The 15,375-nt window shown below is 58.8% G+C and carries 13 protein-coding genes; 8 read left to right on the plus strand and 5 right to left on the minus strand.

Annotated features, from left to right (window positions below):
* Positions 1 to 4: 4 nt before the first annotated feature.
* Together M9Q49_RS03065 and M9Q49_RS03070 are read left to right on the plus strand one after the other, a co-directional pair.
* The gene (locus M9Q49_RS03065) at positions 5 to 4,318 is read left to right on the plus strand and encodes a c-type cytochrome (RefSeq protein WP_254507178.1); all 4,314 of its coding nucleotides are present in this window, start codon (positions 5 to 7) and stop codon (positions 4,316 to 4,318) included.
* A gap of 9 nt (positions 4,319 to 4,327) precedes the next feature.
* Complete coding sequence (locus tag M9Q49_RS03070) at positions 4,328 to 4,894, plus strand: hypothetical protein (RefSeq protein WP_254507179.1); 567 nt, start codon at positions 4,328 to 4,330, stop codon at positions 4,892 to 4,894.
* Here the strand turns inward: M9Q49_RS03070 and M9Q49_RS03075 are convergent.
* Positions 4,891 to 5,289 carry a hypothetical protein gene (locus M9Q49_RS03075; RefSeq protein WP_254507180.1) on the minus strand — a complete coding sequence of 133 codons (399 nt, stop codon included), beginning with the start codon at positions 5,287 to 5,289 and terminating at the stop codon, positions 4,891 to 4,893. The two genes, M9Q49_RS03070 and M9Q49_RS03075, sit on opposite strands and share 4 nt — an antisense overlap.
* 90 nt (positions 5,290 to 5,379) lie before the next feature.
* Positions 5,380 to 6,138 carry a type I methionyl aminopeptidase gene (gene map / locus M9Q49_RS03080; protein ID WP_254507181.1) on the minus strand — a complete coding sequence of 253 codons (759 nt, stop codon included), beginning with the start codon at positions 6,136 to 6,138 and terminating at the stop codon, positions 5,380 to 5,382.
* A gap of 213 nt (positions 6,139 to 6,351) precedes the next feature.
* On the opposite strand from map, the gene M9Q49_RS03085 reads away from it, so the two are divergent.
* Both M9Q49_RS03085 and M9Q49_RS03090 read left to right on the plus strand, forming a co-directional pair.
* Positions 6,352 to 6,903, plus strand: a complete 552-nt coding sequence (locus tag M9Q49_RS03085) for a DUF4365 domain-containing protein (RefSeq protein WP_254507182.1) — start codon at positions 6,352 to 6,354, stop codon at positions 6,901 to 6,903.
* Complete coding sequence (locus M9Q49_RS03090; protein WP_254507183.1) at positions 6,881 to 7,153, plus strand: hypothetical protein; 273 nt, start codon at positions 6,881 to 6,883, stop codon at positions 7,151 to 7,153. Before M9Q49_RS03085 ends, M9Q49_RS03090 begins: the two co-directional genes overlap by 23 nt.
* A 32-nt stretch (positions 7,154 to 7,185) precedes the next feature.
* Here the strand turns inward: M9Q49_RS03090 and M9Q49_RS03095 are convergent, their stop codons facing one another.
* From M9Q49_RS03095 to M9Q49_RS03105, 3 genes are all read right to left on the minus strand, one after another.
* Positions 7,186 to 7,884, minus strand: a complete 699-nt coding sequence (locus M9Q49_RS03095; RefSeq protein WP_254507184.1) for a class I SAM-dependent methyltransferase — start codon at positions 7,882 to 7,884, stop codon at positions 7,186 to 7,188.
* A gap of 41 nt (positions 7,885 to 7,925) precedes the next feature.
* Positions 7,926 to 8,291 (minus strand): hypothetical protein, encoded by a 366-nt coding sequence (locus M9Q49_RS03100; RefSeq protein WP_254507185.1) that lies wholly within the window; start codon positions 8,289 to 8,291, stop codon positions 7,926 to 7,928.
* Between the two features lie 188 nt (positions 8,292 to 8,479).
* A complete protein-coding gene (locus M9Q49_RS03105) occupies positions 8,480 to 10,054 on the minus strand; it encodes a sigma-70 family RNA polymerase sigma factor (protein WP_254507186.1) in 1,575 nt (524 codons plus the stop codon).
* A 1,369-nt stretch (positions 10,055 to 11,423) separates the two neighbouring features.
* On the opposite strand from M9Q49_RS03105, the gene M9Q49_RS03110 reads away from it, so the two are divergent.
* The 4 genes from M9Q49_RS03110 to M9Q49_RS03125 all read left to right on the plus strand — a co-directional run bounded on the left by M9Q49_RS03110 (position 11,424) and on the right by M9Q49_RS03125 (position 15,375).
* Positions 11,424 to 12,239 carry an SDR family NAD(P)-dependent oxidoreductase gene (locus M9Q49_RS03110; protein ID WP_254507187.1) on the plus strand — a complete coding sequence of 272 codons (816 nt, stop codon included), beginning with the start codon at positions 11,424 to 11,426 and terminating at the stop codon, positions 12,237 to 12,239.
* A gap of 89 nt (positions 12,240 to 12,328) precedes the next feature.
* Complete coding sequence (locus tag M9Q49_RS03115; protein WP_254507188.1) at positions 12,329 to 12,895, plus strand: hypothetical protein; 567 nt, start codon at positions 12,329 to 12,331, stop codon at positions 12,893 to 12,895.
* Positions 12,896 to 13,013: 118 nt separating this feature from the next.
* Positions 13,014 to 14,393 carry a TolC family protein gene (locus M9Q49_RS03120; RefSeq protein WP_254507189.1) on the plus strand — a complete coding sequence of 460 codons (1,380 nt, stop codon included), beginning with the start codon at positions 13,014 to 13,016 and terminating at the stop codon, positions 14,391 to 14,393.
* A 133-nt stretch (positions 14,394 to 14,526) separates the two neighbouring features.
* Positions 14,527 to 15,375, plus strand: coding sequence for a transglutaminase-like domain-containing protein (locus tag M9Q49_RS03125; RefSeq protein ID WP_254507190.1), 849 nt, complete (start codon positions 14,527 to 14,529; stop codon positions 15,373 to 15,375).

Raw genomic sequence — 15,375 nt, forward strand, 5'->3', positions numbered from 1 at the left:
CTTCATGGCCAGCTGGCGGTATTTCGGCGCGATTGTCTGCGCGTTTTCACTCGGCGTTATCGCTGCGGCGCAAGAGGACGAAGAGGAACCCTTTCTGCCGGGGCTGATCGCGCAATTTCAACAAGCCAAGTCATCGCCGGTGCAGCGACTCGAAGCCGTCGTGGCGGCCCATTGGAATGCACGGCCTGATGAACGACTCCGGCCTGGCGAACTCTTTACCGTCACCTACCGCGGCGTGCTCGATGTGCCCGACGATGGCCAGTATCAGCTGCACTTGCACGGCAATGGCCAGGCCCGCGTGCTGCTCGATGGCAAGGAGTGGATCGCCGATCAAAAGCTTTCCGGCTGGGCCAGTTCCACGACTCGTCAGCTCACGTTCGGTCCACTGCCGATCGAAATTCAATTCATCGCCACCGCCTGGCCGGCGCAGATCGGCTTGTTCTGGTCCAGCGATCGCTTTGAGCGGGAACCGGTGCCGGCGCGAGCTCTTCAGCATGCGCGCGAGATGGTGGTGTCGGACTCATTCGAACGTGGCCAGGTTCTCGCGCGAGCTCTGCGCTGCGAAGCATGTCATTCTTCCGGCGAGCAAAACCGCGAGCCCATGCCGGCGCCGGCCCTCGATCAACTGGCCGGCAATCTGCAGCGCGATTGGCTGGTGAATTGGCTTCGCGACGATGGCACCCACGATCAGTTCAGCAACATCCGCAAGTCGCAGCGGCGGATGCCGTTTCTCAACATCGCCGCGGATGAAGTCGAGCTGCTCGCCGACTGGCTGCTCGCGGGAGATGGCAAAAAACCGAAACCTGTCGCCGAAAAACCACCCAAAGCCGATCCCAAGAAGAAGCCGCGCACCACGGCCGAGCTGCATGCGGCCGGCGAGAATCTGCTGCGAACCAAAGGCTGCCTCGCCTGTCATGAAAGTGGCGAGTTCGGCGAGAGTGGCCTCTATGGCGGCGGCGATCTGACCAACATCGCCGCGAAACGCCCTCCAGAGTTCTTCGCGCAATGGCTACAAAAGCCGGAGACGCTAAATCGCGATCATCGCATGCCTGTGTTCGATCTCACCGCCGACGAACGCGAAGCTTTGTCGACTTATTTGAGTAGTCAGGGAAAGGGAGCCGAACGGCGCGAGTCGCGAGATGAGGCAAAGGAAAGAAATTCGCGTGCGCGGGAGATCGCGCGCAAGTATCGCTGCGACGAATGTCATCGTTTGCCCGAACAAGAACAAATTGCGAAGCTGCCAGCAGCCAAGTCGCTTGCTGATTTAACGGCAACATCGAATTGGGAGAAGTCGTGTGTCCGTGAGACGGCAAAAGATCCTAGCGGCCAGCCGTTGTTCACGCATGCTGCGCCGGTCAGCGATGCGCTGAAGGACTATTTCTCGCAGCGAGTCGCGCCCGACAAGACCTCCCTTAACAAACCCGACGGCGCGCAACTCGTCATCGAAAATAACTGCCTCGCTTGCCACTCCCGCGAACCGCAACTCGCCGGCGTGCTGCCGAAAAAGTTCGGCGATAAGCTCGTGCGCCTCGCCGAGTCCGATCCGGAACTCGCGCCACAGATTCCCGCTCTCACGCCGCCGTCGCTCAACAGCGTCGGCGACAAGCTGACCGATGCGGCGCTGGCTGGAGCCATCACGCGCGCAGGTCCAGCGCATCGGCCTTATCTGCAAGTGCAGATGCCGAAGTTTCGCTTGTCGAAAGCACAAATCGAGCAAGTCAGCGCGCACTTCATCGGCAGCGATCGCATTCCCGATTACGAGCGAACCAAACATCCGGAGCCGCAGCCAGCGCAGCTCGCCGCGCGAGCGCTCGCCGGCAAACGACTGGTCGGCACCGACGGCTTTAGCTGCACTGCTTGCCATCAAGTCGGCAGCGTGCAGCCGGTGAAAGCGCCGCCAAACGCTCGTGGCCCGACCCTCTCGATGCCGCAGAATCGGCTCCGCAAAACGTGGTTCGATCGCTGGGTTCGCAATCCTGCGCGGATCGTCCCGCGGATGGAAATGCCCTCGGTACAAACGCCCGTTCGCGGCGTGCTGCAGGACAATCTTCACGACCAACTCGCCGCCGTCTGGCAAGTCCTCAGCACTCCCGGCTTCGAACCGCCGTTGCCCGCGCCGGTTCGCACGCTCCGTTTTTATTCCAGCGAAGACAACTCGCAGCAACAGCCGCTCGTCGTTACCGATCTGATCGAATACGAAGGCCAGATGCTGGAGCGCGCCGCGCTTATCGGTTTGCCGAATCGGCAGAACGTTCTTTTCGATTTCGCCACGCACCGGTTGCTCGCTTGGAGCCAAGGGGATCTCGCGCGGCAACGAACGAAAGGAAAGAATTGGTACTGGGAGCCGGCGGGAAGTGCGCTACTGACGACGGGAATCCAGGAATCGGAGTTGGCCGTGGAAATCGACGGCCGACTATACTTCGCAGTCGCTGACGGACAATGGCTCGCAGAGCCCGAGCAATTTCGATTGAGCAGCGATCAGGCCAGCATTAAGTACACTCTCCGTTTTCGTCGCAGCAAGGAAGATGCCCAGCCGCCGTGGACTGTTTCGCTGCGAGTGCGACAGGACTTGAAGCCGGATTTCAACGGGAATGGCTTGGTTCGCCACTTCGAACTATCCGGCGTTCCAGAGAACGCCAAAATTCATTGGCGACTGCTCGATGCCAAGAAACATGGCATCGAGCCGAGCGAAATGGAGACGAGCCCGCGCGGATTGAGTTTGAAATTGGCCAATTCGGGCTCGATCCAAGTCTCGGTCGACGGCCCGACGGAGTTTGGCTGGCTCAAATCGGACACAGCGACTATCGAGTTCAAAGGGCTGGCTCAAAGCAAGGTTTCTTGGAACGCGAGCTACCGTTCGCAGCTCCCTGCCGACGAATATCACGTGCCACGTTCACCGGCCGTTCCTTTCACGCAACCGCCAGTCACCATCGCGCCCGGCATGACCGGCGAGCGATTGACGCTCTCCACCGACATCATGCCAACCGCACTTGCATGGCGGCCGAACGGTGAACTCGTGGTCGCCTCGCTCAAAGGTCAAGTTCTCGCTTTTTCAACCAACGCACAAGCGACGGCGCAGCTGCAAGGAGAGCTTCTCGCCGATGGCTTGGCCGCCCCCTACGGCATTCAGGCAGGGCCTAATTATGTCGATGTCGTTGCGAAATATGGTCTGTTAAAAATCGTTCGCAATCGGGATGGCAGCCACGAAACGAGCCTGATCGCCTCTGGTTGGGGATACACCAGCGACTACCACGACTGGGCCGTTGGTTTGCCGAGTGACAGCAGAGGCAACTACTACATCGCCTTGCCCTGTTTTCAGGACAATCGTGCGGACGCGGCGAAACGGCTGCGTGGCTCGGTTCTGAAACTAACTCGGGCGATCGACGAGCAGCACCATCACAGGATGTACAATTTTGAAGTCCTCACCCACGGCCATCGGTTTCCGATGGGAATGGCACTGAATGCCGAGGATGAATTGTTCGTCACGGATAATCAAGGCAACTACAACCCGTTCAATGAGCTGAATCATGTGCAGCCGGGGAAGCACTACGGCTTTGTGAACAAGGGCGAGGAGAAGCCGCAGGAACTCACACCGCCGGCGATCGATATTCCGCATCCTTGGACGCGGAGTGTGAATGGCATCTGCTTTTTGAACACGCCGCGGACTCTGAATGACAAGCAGCTGACAGCAGTGCGCGGCAGTGTCAGCATCTTTGGCCCGCTCGAAGGACATCTCGTCGGCTGCGAGTACGACACGCGGCGACTCATTCGCATGAGTCTGCAAAAAGTCGACGGCGAATATCAAGGCTGCGCTTATCCGCTGACCGTTCCCACGCCCGCCGAAGAAGCGCCGCTAGGGCCGATCTGCTGCGAAGTGAGCCCCGCCGGTGAACTCTTCGTCGGCAGCATTCGCGACAGCGGCTGGGGCGCGGGAAACAACATCGGCGAAGTGATCCGCATCAAGGTCGATCCGGCTAAACTCGGTTCCGGCCTGGCCGAGATGCGGGCGATCGTCGGCGGCTTTGAACTTGAGTTCTTCGTGCCGGTTGAGAAGGAGTTGGCCGAGCAACTCGAGAGCTATTCCCTCAGCAGCTACCGCCGGGAATCGACACCCGCGTACGGCGGCAACGACATCGATCGACGAACGGAAAAAATTGCGAAAGTCTCGCTCAGCCCGGATCGCAAACGAGTGATCTTAGCGCTCGATCAACTAAGAACGGGGCACGTCTACGAACTCCGGATAAAATCACTGGCACCTGCCGAAGAGACATTCTTTCCCGCCGAAGCGCACTACACGCTGCGGCGAGTTCCCAAGTAGCAGGTTGCCATGAATTCACCATCGATTGCCCGTCCAGCACCGATCGCAGGCGAGGAGCTGCGCGTCCCGCTCTCGATGGCCGTTGGGATCATCGGCATGGGCTTTGTCGCCTTAATCTTTGGCGGCGGCATTGCGTTGCTCACTTGGCGGAGCTTTACGTTCGGCGGTCCAGCCGGCGAATATACCTTCACCGACTACGCAGGTTGGTTTGGCCTGTTCCTCGGCGTGTGTGGACTGCTGCTGATTCCCGCCGGCGTGCTGCTCCTCTTCAATCGCGGCGCTCTGGTGCTCGGTCAGGACCGGCTGCAATACGTCGTCAACCGTCGGAAGGTGATCACGCAGATTCCTTATCGCAACATCGCCCGCATGGAGATTGCCACGGACGAAATCGGCGCACGCTTCATCGGCATCGAACTAGCCAATCTCGCCGATCCGGAGACCTATCATCCTGACGCCACCGGCTGCCAAGATCTTTCCGGTTGGCACTACAAGATCGAGAACAACTCGCCGCGGTTCCCTCTGGAGCAGATCTATCAGCATATCGCGACTCAAGCGAACGCGACGCGACGGAGTTAATCGTAAGCCACCACCAGCTTCGTCTTGATCCCCGGCTTCTTGGCAAACGGCACGGCTTTCAGTTCTTCAATGTTCTTGATGATCGGCAACGGCTGTTCGACATCCGGAAATTTATAGAGCGGCGTCATCTCACCGGTCGCAGGATTGAAGATCGAACTCGCCGGCGCGGGGCCTGCTTCGCCGCGATTGAATTTGAGATAGACGAACTTCTTGCTGGCCGGATCGAAGGCCGTGTATTGCTCGAACCGCCGACCGCCGCCGAAGTTCACTTTATACGTGACTTCGTCTTCACCCTCGCCGCTGCTGATCACGTAGCCAGATCCTGCCGAGGCCACGTTCACCGCGAGCAGCGAAATCAACAGCCAAGCCGACGTGCGAAAGTAAGTCGCGTTCATGTGAGCTTTCCGGATAAGAGAAAACGGCCTCGCCGATCTGGCGAGGCATTTCGTTCTCAACCTCGAATATCCGGCCGTTGCATTTGAACGTCAACCGACCGCTTCCGAACGCGTCGCAATAATCGGCTCGCCGTGCGTGATGATCACCGTGTGCTCAAACTGTGCGGTGCGGTTGTGCGGATGACCAATCAGCGTCCAGCCGTCAGCGGCTTCGTTGACTTGTGTGCAGTGTGTGGAAAGAAACGGCTCGACGGCAATGACTTGACCCAGCCGCAGCCGCCGACGATCGCTGTGGTTGCAATAGCTGACGATCCCTTCCGGCTCTTCGTGCAACTTCCGGCCGATGCCGTGGCCGGCGAGGTTCCTGAGCACTTTGAAGCCGTGCGACCTGGCAACTCGTTCGATGACCCTGCCCAGCTGATTGATGGCAGCTCCCGCGCGAGCATCGGCCAGCGCGGCATCGAGTGCCAACTTCGTCGCGTGGCACAGCAGCGAGTTCGACTTCGCAGCCGGCGGCACCACCACCGTGCCGCCCGTATCGGCGAAGTAGCCAGCAAACTCGGCCGAGACATCGACATTCACAATGTCGCCAGCCTCGATCACTCGCGCCCCGGGAACGCCGTGCGCGGCTTCCTCGTTCACGCTGATGCAGGTGTGGCCGGGGAAACCATAAGCAATTCTCGGCGCCGACCTAGCGCCAAAATGCTCCAGCAACTTGCCGCCGATTTCATCCAGCTCGACCGTCGTCATGCCGGGCTCGACGGCTGCCAGCATCGCATCGCGAACCTTGGCCACGATCCGCCCAGCCCGCAAGATGCCGTCGAGATCACTTTGGTTTTCAATAGTCATCGATTTCTTCCTTGCTCGCCGTTCCGTTTCACCTAGTTTGTCCAACGATGCCTGAATTGTTGGGCGTCCCTCTATACTCGATCCTATCGAGCAACCTCCTACAACACTTCGGCCCGCAAAGCCGCAAATCGATGCCTGAACTGCTAGCATCGGCCCTTCGGTTCATCTAGGTTGCAATCAGTCGTTATGCTATTTTGGCCGTGAGCATTGATGATGTCCGATTCCGAAGACAGTCACCGCCCGCAGCGTAAACGGCGGACGCGCGAGCATGTGCTGGAAGATATCAGCGAGAATCACTTGGAGCGATTCGTTCTGCTGACAGGGCACATCCTGCGACGTCCCCGGCGCGACTATGGCGTCGATGTCGCGATGTTCCACTTTGCGAAGGATGGTGCGATCGAGAGCGGAGAGGTTCGTTTCCAACTCAAGGCGACCGATGCTTTGAATTTGATCCAGCAAGGATCTGTCATTTCGATGACGATCAAGACCGGAGACTTGCACTATTGGCAACTCGAAATTTACCCCTTCATTCTGGTCGTCTACGACGCGGCAGCCGACCGCGCCTTCTGGTTGCACATTCAAGAGTATGTCGGGCTGCATCCCGATTGCTTGGATCCTGACCAGGACTCCGTTCAGGTTCATATTCCAACTTCCAACCAGTTGACGATTGAATCCATCGCAGCTTTTCGCGAGATGTCACTTCGAATCGTACAAGAGCTCACAGGTTCCGAGGAGCGTCCCGATGACCGCCGAAAACCAAGATGAGCTGACGTTTGACGGACTCCAAAAGTTCTTGTTTCGCGTGGGTTTTGAACAACCGGCCAGGGTCAAACAATCGCTTGCCTTTCGTCATCCTGCGTCGGGCACGATCATTGTCCTCTCGATCCCAGCCGACAACCGAACGGTCCGCCCCGCAGACCTGCTATCAGTACTGATGCGGCTGGAGTACGCGGGTTTGGCGAGCGACGCTGAATTGCTGCAGTTTCGCGCAGGCAAATTGCCGCTGGCTTCTTAAGAACGGTTGCACGAAGTGCCTGTTGCGGACAATTAACGGCTCCGCGAGAACCACCCGCGAATGAGGCCGGCTTGATAAAACTGCACCGGCGCCGAAAACCAGCCGAGCTCGATGATCGACTCGATCGCCGCGGCGGGCAAAATCGCGACATCCTGGCGATAGGCTTCGCGCATCTTTTCAATCGTGGCAGGCGAGACTTCGGGCGTCGTCGCCATCATCCGCACCCACGGCCTCAGCAACTCTTCGAACTGCTTCGTCTCCGTCGCCGCCGATAGTTCGGTATTTACCAGCATGCCACCGGACCGCAGCCGCCGCGCGATCGAGCGAAAGAATGCGGTCCGCGCCGACGGATCGAGAATGAACTGCGAGACGAGGAAGCAGGTCGCCCCGTCGTAGGCCTCTGCGTCCGGCAGTGAATCGACGGTTCCTTCGTGAAAAGAACATCGCGCCAAGAACCCGCCGGCCTCGGCTCGACGACGGCAAGCCTCAAGCATGGCGCCCGACAGATCGAGCGCCATGAAATCCCAACCTGGAAATGCTCGCGCTAGATGCTCGAGCTCCGCACCGGTGCCGACACCAACGCAAAGAACCCTCGCCCGCGCAGGCAACTCGGCAAACAGCGACTCAAGCAGTAAGTGAAGCGACTCTCGAATCGGCGCCAGCTTCGCCCATCGCGCGTCGTAACCCGCTGCTTGTTGATCGAAGAGGTGTTTGAGTTGTTGGTCGTCCATGAGAAACTGTATCAGAGTATCAGAGAAAACAAACGCAATACTCAAACAGCAGGATAAGACACTCGCCCTTGTTGAGGATCGTACACGGCCAAGCCGTTTTTGTGGGCGAGTTGGGTGACGAAGCGTTGCACGTTCTCGGCTTGCGACCAGACACAGGCCATGATGACATGCCCTGGAGAGCGATCGAGCGCACAACTCCACGGACAATAGTCGTGATCATCAACCATCTCGTCCGAGATCGAATCGATTTCGGGATAACGCGCGGTTAACTCCTCATAGAACGCGTCGACCGCTGGATGCGGCGTCACGCCATCCCGCCGCTCCTCGCACAGGTCGGCATATAGTTTCTCGGCCTGCTTATCGGTCAGCCGCTTGGTGGTGTGCCAGACGCCGAGATCGAAGCTCATGGAAGGTCTCCAGTCTAGTGTGTTGCCACACCGAGCACTTTAACAACATTCCATACGCAAAAAACCCGGCTGATCTCTCAACCGGGTTTCGTATTTTTTTGATGGGAAGCTTTATTCGCTGCTCAGCCCCTCACCCCAACCCTCTCCCCGGAGTACCGAGGCGAGGGAGTTAGGAGAGGAGACCGAGCTTAATCGAGGAAGCCGACCAACTCTTGGCTGCGGCTGGGTTGCTGCAGTTTGCGGACGGCTTTGGCTTCGATTTGGCGGATGCGTTCGCGGGTCACTTTGAAGATGTGGCCGACTTCTTCCAGCGTGTAGCTGTAGCCGTCGCCGAGGCCGTAGCGGAGCTTGATGATTTCGCGTTCGCGGTAGCTGAGTGTTTTCAAGACTCGGTTGATGCGATTGCGGAGCATCTCTTGCGAGGCGCCGGTGGCGGGGCTTTCGGCAGTGCCGTCCGGCAGCAGGTCGCCGAAGTGGCTGTCTTCGCTGTTGCCGACAGGGCGATCGAGGCTGATCGGGTAGCGGCTCATGGCGAGGACGCGGCGAGCTTCGTCGACGGTCGTCTTTGCACGGCGGGCCGTTTCTTCGATCGTGGGCTCGCGGCCAAGCTCTTGGAGGAGCTGGCGCGAAACGTTGCGCACGCGGCTCATCGTTTCGACCATGTGCACCGGAATGCGAATCGTCCGGCTTTGATCGGCGACCGCACGGGTGATGGCTTGGCGAATCCACCAGGTGGCGTACGTACAGAACTTGAAACCGCGGCGATATTCGAACTTATCGACGGCTCGCATCAAACCGGCGTTGCCCTCTTGGATCAGATCCAGGAACGACAAACCACGGTTGCGATACTTCTTGGCGATCGACACCACGAGACGCAAGTTGCCTTCCGACAGTTCGCGCTTAGCTTGCTGATATTCGGTGTAGACCACCTTCAGCAACTTGACGCGAGCCTTCAAGCTCGAGGGAGTTTCTTGAGCAGCAACCAGGATGCTGCGGAGTTCGCTCTGCCACGGCTTGCGGTCGGCGGCGGGTCCCTTTTGCAATTCGTGAGCATGAATCTTGGCGCGAAGTTCTTCGACGCGAGCGTGGAAGTCTTCGAGCGTGCGAATCATCTGTTCAATGCGTTGGGTACGTAAACCCAATTCTTCGACCAGGCGAACGCACTTGCGACGGCGACGGCTGAGGCGAACCCAGGCAATCTTGCGCTTGGTCTTGGGGGCCGATTTGCTCATGGCGAGCAAATAGTCCTTGCGATTGCGCTTCAGCAGGATTTCGAGGCACTTCAGGTTGTGGGGCAACCGGCCGAGGATTTGATCCTTTTCGAGGCGGTCGGTCACCGAGACCTGCACGGTGCGGTCGAAGGGCAATTCGCCTTCGTGCACGCGCTTCAGCACCTTGTAGGCTTGTTGGATCACATAGTCGCATTCCAGCAGTTTGGTGCGGAAGCGGCGACGGGTGACTTCGATCTTCTTGGCGAGATAGATTTCCTGCTGCCGGGTGAGCAGTGGAATTTCGCCCATTTGGGTCAGGTACATGCGAACCGGGTCGTCCGACCACGATTCGGAGTCCTCACCCAGGCTCATCAGTTCTTCGTCATCCAGCTTGACGGGCGCATCGGCATCGGCGGCGCCATCGACGACATCCAGATCCGCAGTATCGTCATCCAGTTCGAGTTCGGCGACGGCTTGTACGGCAAAGCCTTCGTCTTCTTCCGGAGTACGGACTGCGTCGTCATCAAATTCATCGAGCATTGCGTCGAACAAGGGGAGTGCTCCTACGGCGTTTCAAACGGGCGGCTACGAGTGAGGGGAAACAGTCGCAGTTACCGCCAGAGTGTGTTCAAAAATACTGTGTGCGAATCAGCCAAATTGTTTCAGGCGAATCAGTGGGTCAGGGAAACAGGTTGAAAACTCATTCGGTGATTGGAAAGGTACGCATCGAATTGTACGCAGGCGACAGGTGTCTGGATTGCTGCGAAAAGTTGATTTCGCAAACGGAAGGGTGGCGGACTAACGCCAAGGCCGGTTTCGACTGGCAATGTCGACTTGCGACATAGCCAATAGAAAAGCAACGGGCCGATCTTCCCACAATGCAAACAAATGTAACACCGATTCGAATCGAGGCTGCCTCACGTGCTGAAATGGAAGGAGATTGCGAAAGGGTAAACTGTAGTGGCTGTGTTTTGCTGCGAGTACGCAGGAGGTCTTCTGCATCCCTCTCAACTTAACTCAACCGATCAGCCGTACGTCTTACGCAGGCCCACCAGTTTCGGCACGAGGAACATTTCTCCAATCTGGACCGAAGCTTCAGGATCACTAACCGACATCCAATAAAGGAACACCGCGGCTCGGCTGGGCTCGGTTCAACGGGTCTGAGTGACTCAGACGACGATGAACAGGAACGGCGGAGCGGGATTCTACTTGGGTTGCTCAGCAACAGGCTGTCGTTCAGTGGTGGGTCGCTTCAATCTCGAACGGGTTGAGTGATGGAATCAGGCACGTCCTCTCGGCTGGTTGTGGTGGCCGTCGGATGCTTCGCCGAAGGAAAATATCGAGCGAAACAAACGAACAAGCAGTTAACCCACAACTTGGCCTAAGAACATGCCCCCGAGTGCCTTCTGTTCCCATCCTCAGCCACGCAAGCTGCCTTGGCAGCGCCAGCCTGAGCGATGAATCCACATTATTGGTGGGAAGGGATATCAATCGCGGCTTGGCCGTGGCTTGCCTAATTCTAACTACGGTAAGTGCCAGGGCTAGTAGCGATGATAAGGAAAAGGACAGAAATCTGACGTAGGGGGTTCGGAGTGAGTTCCCCGCATTTTCGGGCGAAAAAGGAGGTTGCGGATTGACGCGGCGCATGTGCGGAAGTGCTAGCGGCTGGGCAGAGAGCATGCAGATGTGAGAAGACAAAACGCAGAACCGAAAGGCGAAAACCGGCAATGGAAAATTAGCCTACGTTAGCATTCCGTTTACGCAACTCAACTTCGCCTCCTTGCTCCTGAATTCTGCTTTCTTCGTTCTGCATTCGCCTCGTCTTCCGCCTCCCGTCCTTCACCTCCTTCCCCCCGTCGTCGCCACAGAGCAAAATGAGCCAAACTCCAGTCCGCAAACCACTTTGAAGAAAACGTCCGCCATGTCTGCTGTTGATCTGAAGGGGCAAGTCGCCGTCGTCACCGGCGCTAGTTTGGGAATTGGCGAAGCCACGGCTGTTGCTCTGGCGCGGGCTGGGGCCAGCGTGATCGTCAATTACCGCTCGCATCGCGAACAGGCCGAAAAAGTTGTCAAAGAGTGCGAAGCGGCAGGTGGACAGGCCGTTGCCGTCGCGGGCGATGTCGCTGAACAAGCGGCCGTCGAGAATCTAGTGGCCGAAGCGGTGAAGAACTTCGGCAAGCTGACGATCGCCGTCAGCAACGCGGCGTTCAGCGATCGCGAGGTTTTCTATCAGGCCGACATGGCTGGTTTTAAGCGGACAGTTGATGTGACGATGTGGGGCGCGTTCTACCTGATGCGGGCCGCCACTCAGCAGATGATCAAGCAGGGTGAGTCTTCGCCGGGAGTACCCGGAGGCGGCTCGATCGTGCTGGTCAGTTCGCCGCACGCGTTCATCCCGGCGCCGCGGGCGATGGCTTACAACATGTCGAAAGCCGCTGTCGAGCACATGGCCCGGACCGCTGCGATCGAGGTTGCTGAGCATCGCATTCGGATCAACGTCATCCAGCCCGGCTGGACCGACACTCCCGGCGAACGAAAGTTCGCCAGTGAAGACACATTGCAAACGGCCGGCGCAAAAATTCCGCTCGGCCGTCTCGGCACCCCCGCCGAAATGGCCGAAGGAATTTTGTTCCTCGCCGATCCGAAGAACACGTATCTCACCGGCGCCGCACTCCTCATCGACGGCGGCATCAGCTTACCGTGGTGGGCGAACCGGGGCTCGGCAGCACCTGGCTAGTTGGGAATGTAGAATGCAAAACGCAGAATGCAGAATGAATTTGCATTCCCTCGTCTCCCATCTCTCGTCCCTCATCCCTTTGGCCACTCATGCAACTCTATCTCGTCCCTTGCCACTGTGGTCAGCAGGTTCGCGTCCGCCCGAGTCAGGCCGGCGAACAATTGACTTGCCAATGTGGCGCGACCGTCTCGGTGCCGACGATCCGCGGCCTGAAGCAGTTGAAGACGGTCGACGATGAGCAGGTGCAAACGGCTCCTGCTGCGCCCATGTGGCAAGGCCCCGCTTTCGCGATCGGCTTGCTTGCGCTCTTCGCGGGCGCGATTGTGCTCGCCGCCAATGCAATTTATGTCCCGGCTGAGTTGGCTTACCAACCACAGCACCTCGGCTTGACCGAAGAAGATATCAAGCGAGCCGAAGTTCCCGTGGCCGACCTTGGCATTGACGATCTGTATAAAGAATTCCGAGCACTTGCCACGCATGGCCGAAATGAAAACAGCGAGTACCTGGCCAGTCAGGCCGATCAAGCGCGCCGCAGTGTGCGACAACGGCAGACAACGGGCCTGGCGTTGACCGCCATGGGAGTGTTGTTGACGATCGCGGGCCTCGCGCCGCTGTTGGTAGGACGGACCAGTAGTCCGGCTCGAGCAGCGAAGTAAGACGCGTGCTTTCACGGAGTGAAAGCCGACAGTGCGACAGCAGTGCTGGCAATAAATTACGGTCTATCGCGAAGTTACGGCCTCTAGGGGTGCTGCTGAATCTGCCGATGAACTCAGCATGCCCGCCTTTCATTGCCCACCTCTACCGTCGTCGTTCCGCCACGCCCTGCGCGCAACCGCGCTCGGGCTGGGTGGCTGTTTGCTCGCAGCAACTTCGTTTGCGCAGCAGCCGGTGAATATCAGGCCGGTAGCGCATCAAGAGCAACCGCCGCCGGCGGTGCATCAGCTGCCGCCACAGGGGCAACTCGCGCCGCCGCAACCTCATGCGGGGCTCGCACTCGAGCAACTCGAGCAGATGGCGCTGCACAACAACCCTTCGCTCGGCCGTGCTCACGCGCAGGTGCAGATCGCGAAAGGGACCTGGGTGCAGGTCGGCTTGCCGCCGAATCCCTCGGTTGGTTACTCCGGCCAGCAGCTCGGCAGCAACGGACTCGCCGAACAACATGGCGTGTATGTGACGCAGGAAATTGTTCGCGGCGGCAAACTGAATCTCAATCGTCAGGCCGCCGCGCATGAAGTGGCTCGGGCCGAGCAGGAGTTGGTCGCGCAGCAATATCGCGTGCTCACCGATGTCCGTACCGCCTACTATCGCGTGTTGATCGCGCAGCGGCAGATCGATCTGACTACCGATATTGCCCGGATGTACAGCCAGGCACTCGACACAACCAACAAACTGCTAAAGGCCCAGGAAATCAGCCGGCTCGATCTGCTCGATGCTCAACTCGATTTGGAAAATGCCCGCGTCGCGCTGCAGAACGCGCAGTACAGCCATTCGTCCGCCTGGCGCAGTCTGACTGCCGTGCTTGGTCAACCCGATTTTCAACCGCAACCGTTGGCCGGCGATGTGACAGTCGCGGCCAAGAAGCTCAACTATCAGGAAATGCTGCAGCGAATGCTGACCGCAAGCCCCGAGATCGCCGCCGCGGCGAGTGAAATCGAACGGGCGCGCTGGGCCTATCAACGAGCGCTGGTCGAGCACAAAGGCAACGTCAACCTGCAAGCGCTTTACAACTGGCAAGACAACGGCATTGGCGGCCGGCCCGACGGCGCGCTCATCGTCGACATGCCGATCCCGATCTGGAACAAGAATCAGGGCGGCATCGTGAAAGCGCAGGGCGAAGTGACCGTGGCCGAGCACAAGATGGCGTTGCTAGAGCTGGATATTCAGCAGCGGTTAGCACCGGTCTTCGAGCGTTACGAAAGCTCGGCCAACCAGGTGGAGCGGATGCAAGGGACGATTCTCAAGCTCGCGCAGGAGAACGTTGACCTTTCGCGCAAAGCTTATCAGGCCGGTGAGCAGACATACCTGGAAATGCTCGACGCGCAGCGTAAGTACTCAAACGCACATTCGATGTATCTCGATGCCCTCCGTGATCTGCGGTTGGCCGAAGCCGAGATGGAAGGTTTCTTGTTGCAGAATAGCTTGCAGGCTAAGTAAACGCCGCCGTGTCATCCGCGACTCGCCTACGCTTCGTGTATAATACAGACTCGCCTTGCTGCCGCTGACCTGCGCGGCGCTCTCTCTTCCGGCAAGCACGCGAACCTATGTGTTCGACAGTTTTTGATTGGTCATGTGGCCGATCTCAGCCGGCGGTCCACACTTCATGCTGATCAAAGTTGGTTACGAGATTGCCTTCGTTTCGCCACAGCCGGCGCCGATGGTGCTGATGCTCTATTTGCATCCCACGCGGGCGTTGACTACACGTCAGCCCGATCGACTGGCCATTCGGCCGCCGCTGCCGGTGGCCGAATACCACGACTTGTACGGCAACAAATGTGGGCGGATTGCCGCGCCGGCCGGTCGCGTGGTGTTCCGCAATGAAGCCCTGGTTGAAGACTGCGGCCTGCCCGATTTGCAAGCACCGCAGGCCACGCAGGCGCAGGTGCAAGATCTGCCCAACGACGTGCTGCTGTACTTGCTCGCCAGTCGTTACTGCGAAGTCGATAGCGAACTCAAGGATGTGGCCTGGCGGCTATTCGGCGAGACTCCGCCGGGTTGGGCTCGCGTGCAGGCGATCACCAACTTCGTCCATCGGCACATTCGGTTCGACTATCAAAAGGCTCGCGCCAATCGCACGGCGCTTGACGCCTTTCGCGAGCGTGTGGGAGTCTGCCGCGACTTCATGCACCTGGCGATCACGTTCTGCCGTAATTGCAACATTCCCGCCCGCTACTGCACGGGCTATCTTGGCGACATCGGTGTGCCGGCGGTGCCGAGCCCGATGGATTTCAGCGCGTGGTTCGAAGCCTATCTCGGTGGCCAATGGTATGCCTTCGACGCCCGCAACAATGTGCCGCGCGTCGGCCGCGTGCTGATGGCCCGGGGTCGAGATGCCGCCGACGTGGCTCTTACGACGACCTTCGGCGTGAATACACTGGAGTCGTTCAAGGTCTGGACCGACGAAGTTCGCGGAAACTAA

Origin of the sequence: Anatilimnocola floriformis (assembly GCF_024256385.1) — a bacterium.
Classification (GTDB): Bacteria; Planctomycetota; Planctomycetia; order Pirellulales; family Pirellulaceae; genus Anatilimnocola; species Anatilimnocola floriformis.

Excerpts from the sequence above, each read along its gene's own strand:
- M9Q49_RS03065 (WP_254507178.1), top strand. The coding sequence starts at position 5 with ATGGCCAGCTGGCGGTATTTCGGCGCGATTGTCTGCGCGTTTTCACTC.
- M9Q49_RS03070 (WP_254507179.1), top strand. The coding sequence starts at position 4,328 with ATGAATTCACCATCGATTGCCCGTCCAGCACCGATCGCAGGCGAGGAG.
- M9Q49_RS03075 (WP_254507180.1), bottom strand. The coding sequence starts at position 5,289 with ATGAACGCGACTTACTTTCGCACGTCGGCTTGGCTGTTGATTTCGCTG.
- map (WP_254507181.1), bottom strand. The coding sequence starts at position 6,138 with ATGACTATTGAAAACCAAAGTGATCTCGACGGCATCTTGCGGGCTGGG.
- M9Q49_RS03085 (WP_254507182.1), top strand. The coding sequence starts at position 6,352 with ATGTCCGATTCCGAAGACAGTCACCGCCCGCAGCGTAAACGGCGGACG.
- M9Q49_RS03090 (WP_254507183.1), top strand. The coding sequence starts at position 6,881 with ATGACCGCCGAAAACCAAGATGAGCTGACGTTTGACGGACTCCAAAAG.
- M9Q49_RS03095 (WP_254507184.1), bottom strand. The coding sequence starts at position 7,884 with ATGGACGACCAACAACTCAAACACCTCTTCGATCAACAAGCAGCGGGT.
- M9Q49_RS03100 (WP_254507185.1), bottom strand. The coding sequence starts at position 8,291 with ATGAGCTTCGATCTCGGCGTCTGGCACACCACCAAGCGGCTGACCGAT.
- M9Q49_RS03110 (WP_254507187.1), top strand. The coding sequence starts at position 11,424 with ATGTCTGCTGTTGATCTGAAGGGGCAAGTCGCCGTCGTCACCGGCGCT.
- M9Q49_RS03115 (WP_254507188.1), top strand. The coding sequence starts at position 12,329 with ATGCAACTCTATCTCGTCCCTTGCCACTGTGGTCAGCAGGTTCGCGTC.
- M9Q49_RS03120 (WP_254507189.1), top strand. The coding sequence starts at position 13,014 with ATGCCCGCCTTTCATTGCCCACCTCTACCGTCGTCGTTCCGCCACGCC.
- M9Q49_RS03125 (WP_254507190.1), top strand. The coding sequence starts at position 14,527 with ATGTGGCCGATCTCAGCCGGCGGTCCACACTTCATGCTGATCAAAGTT.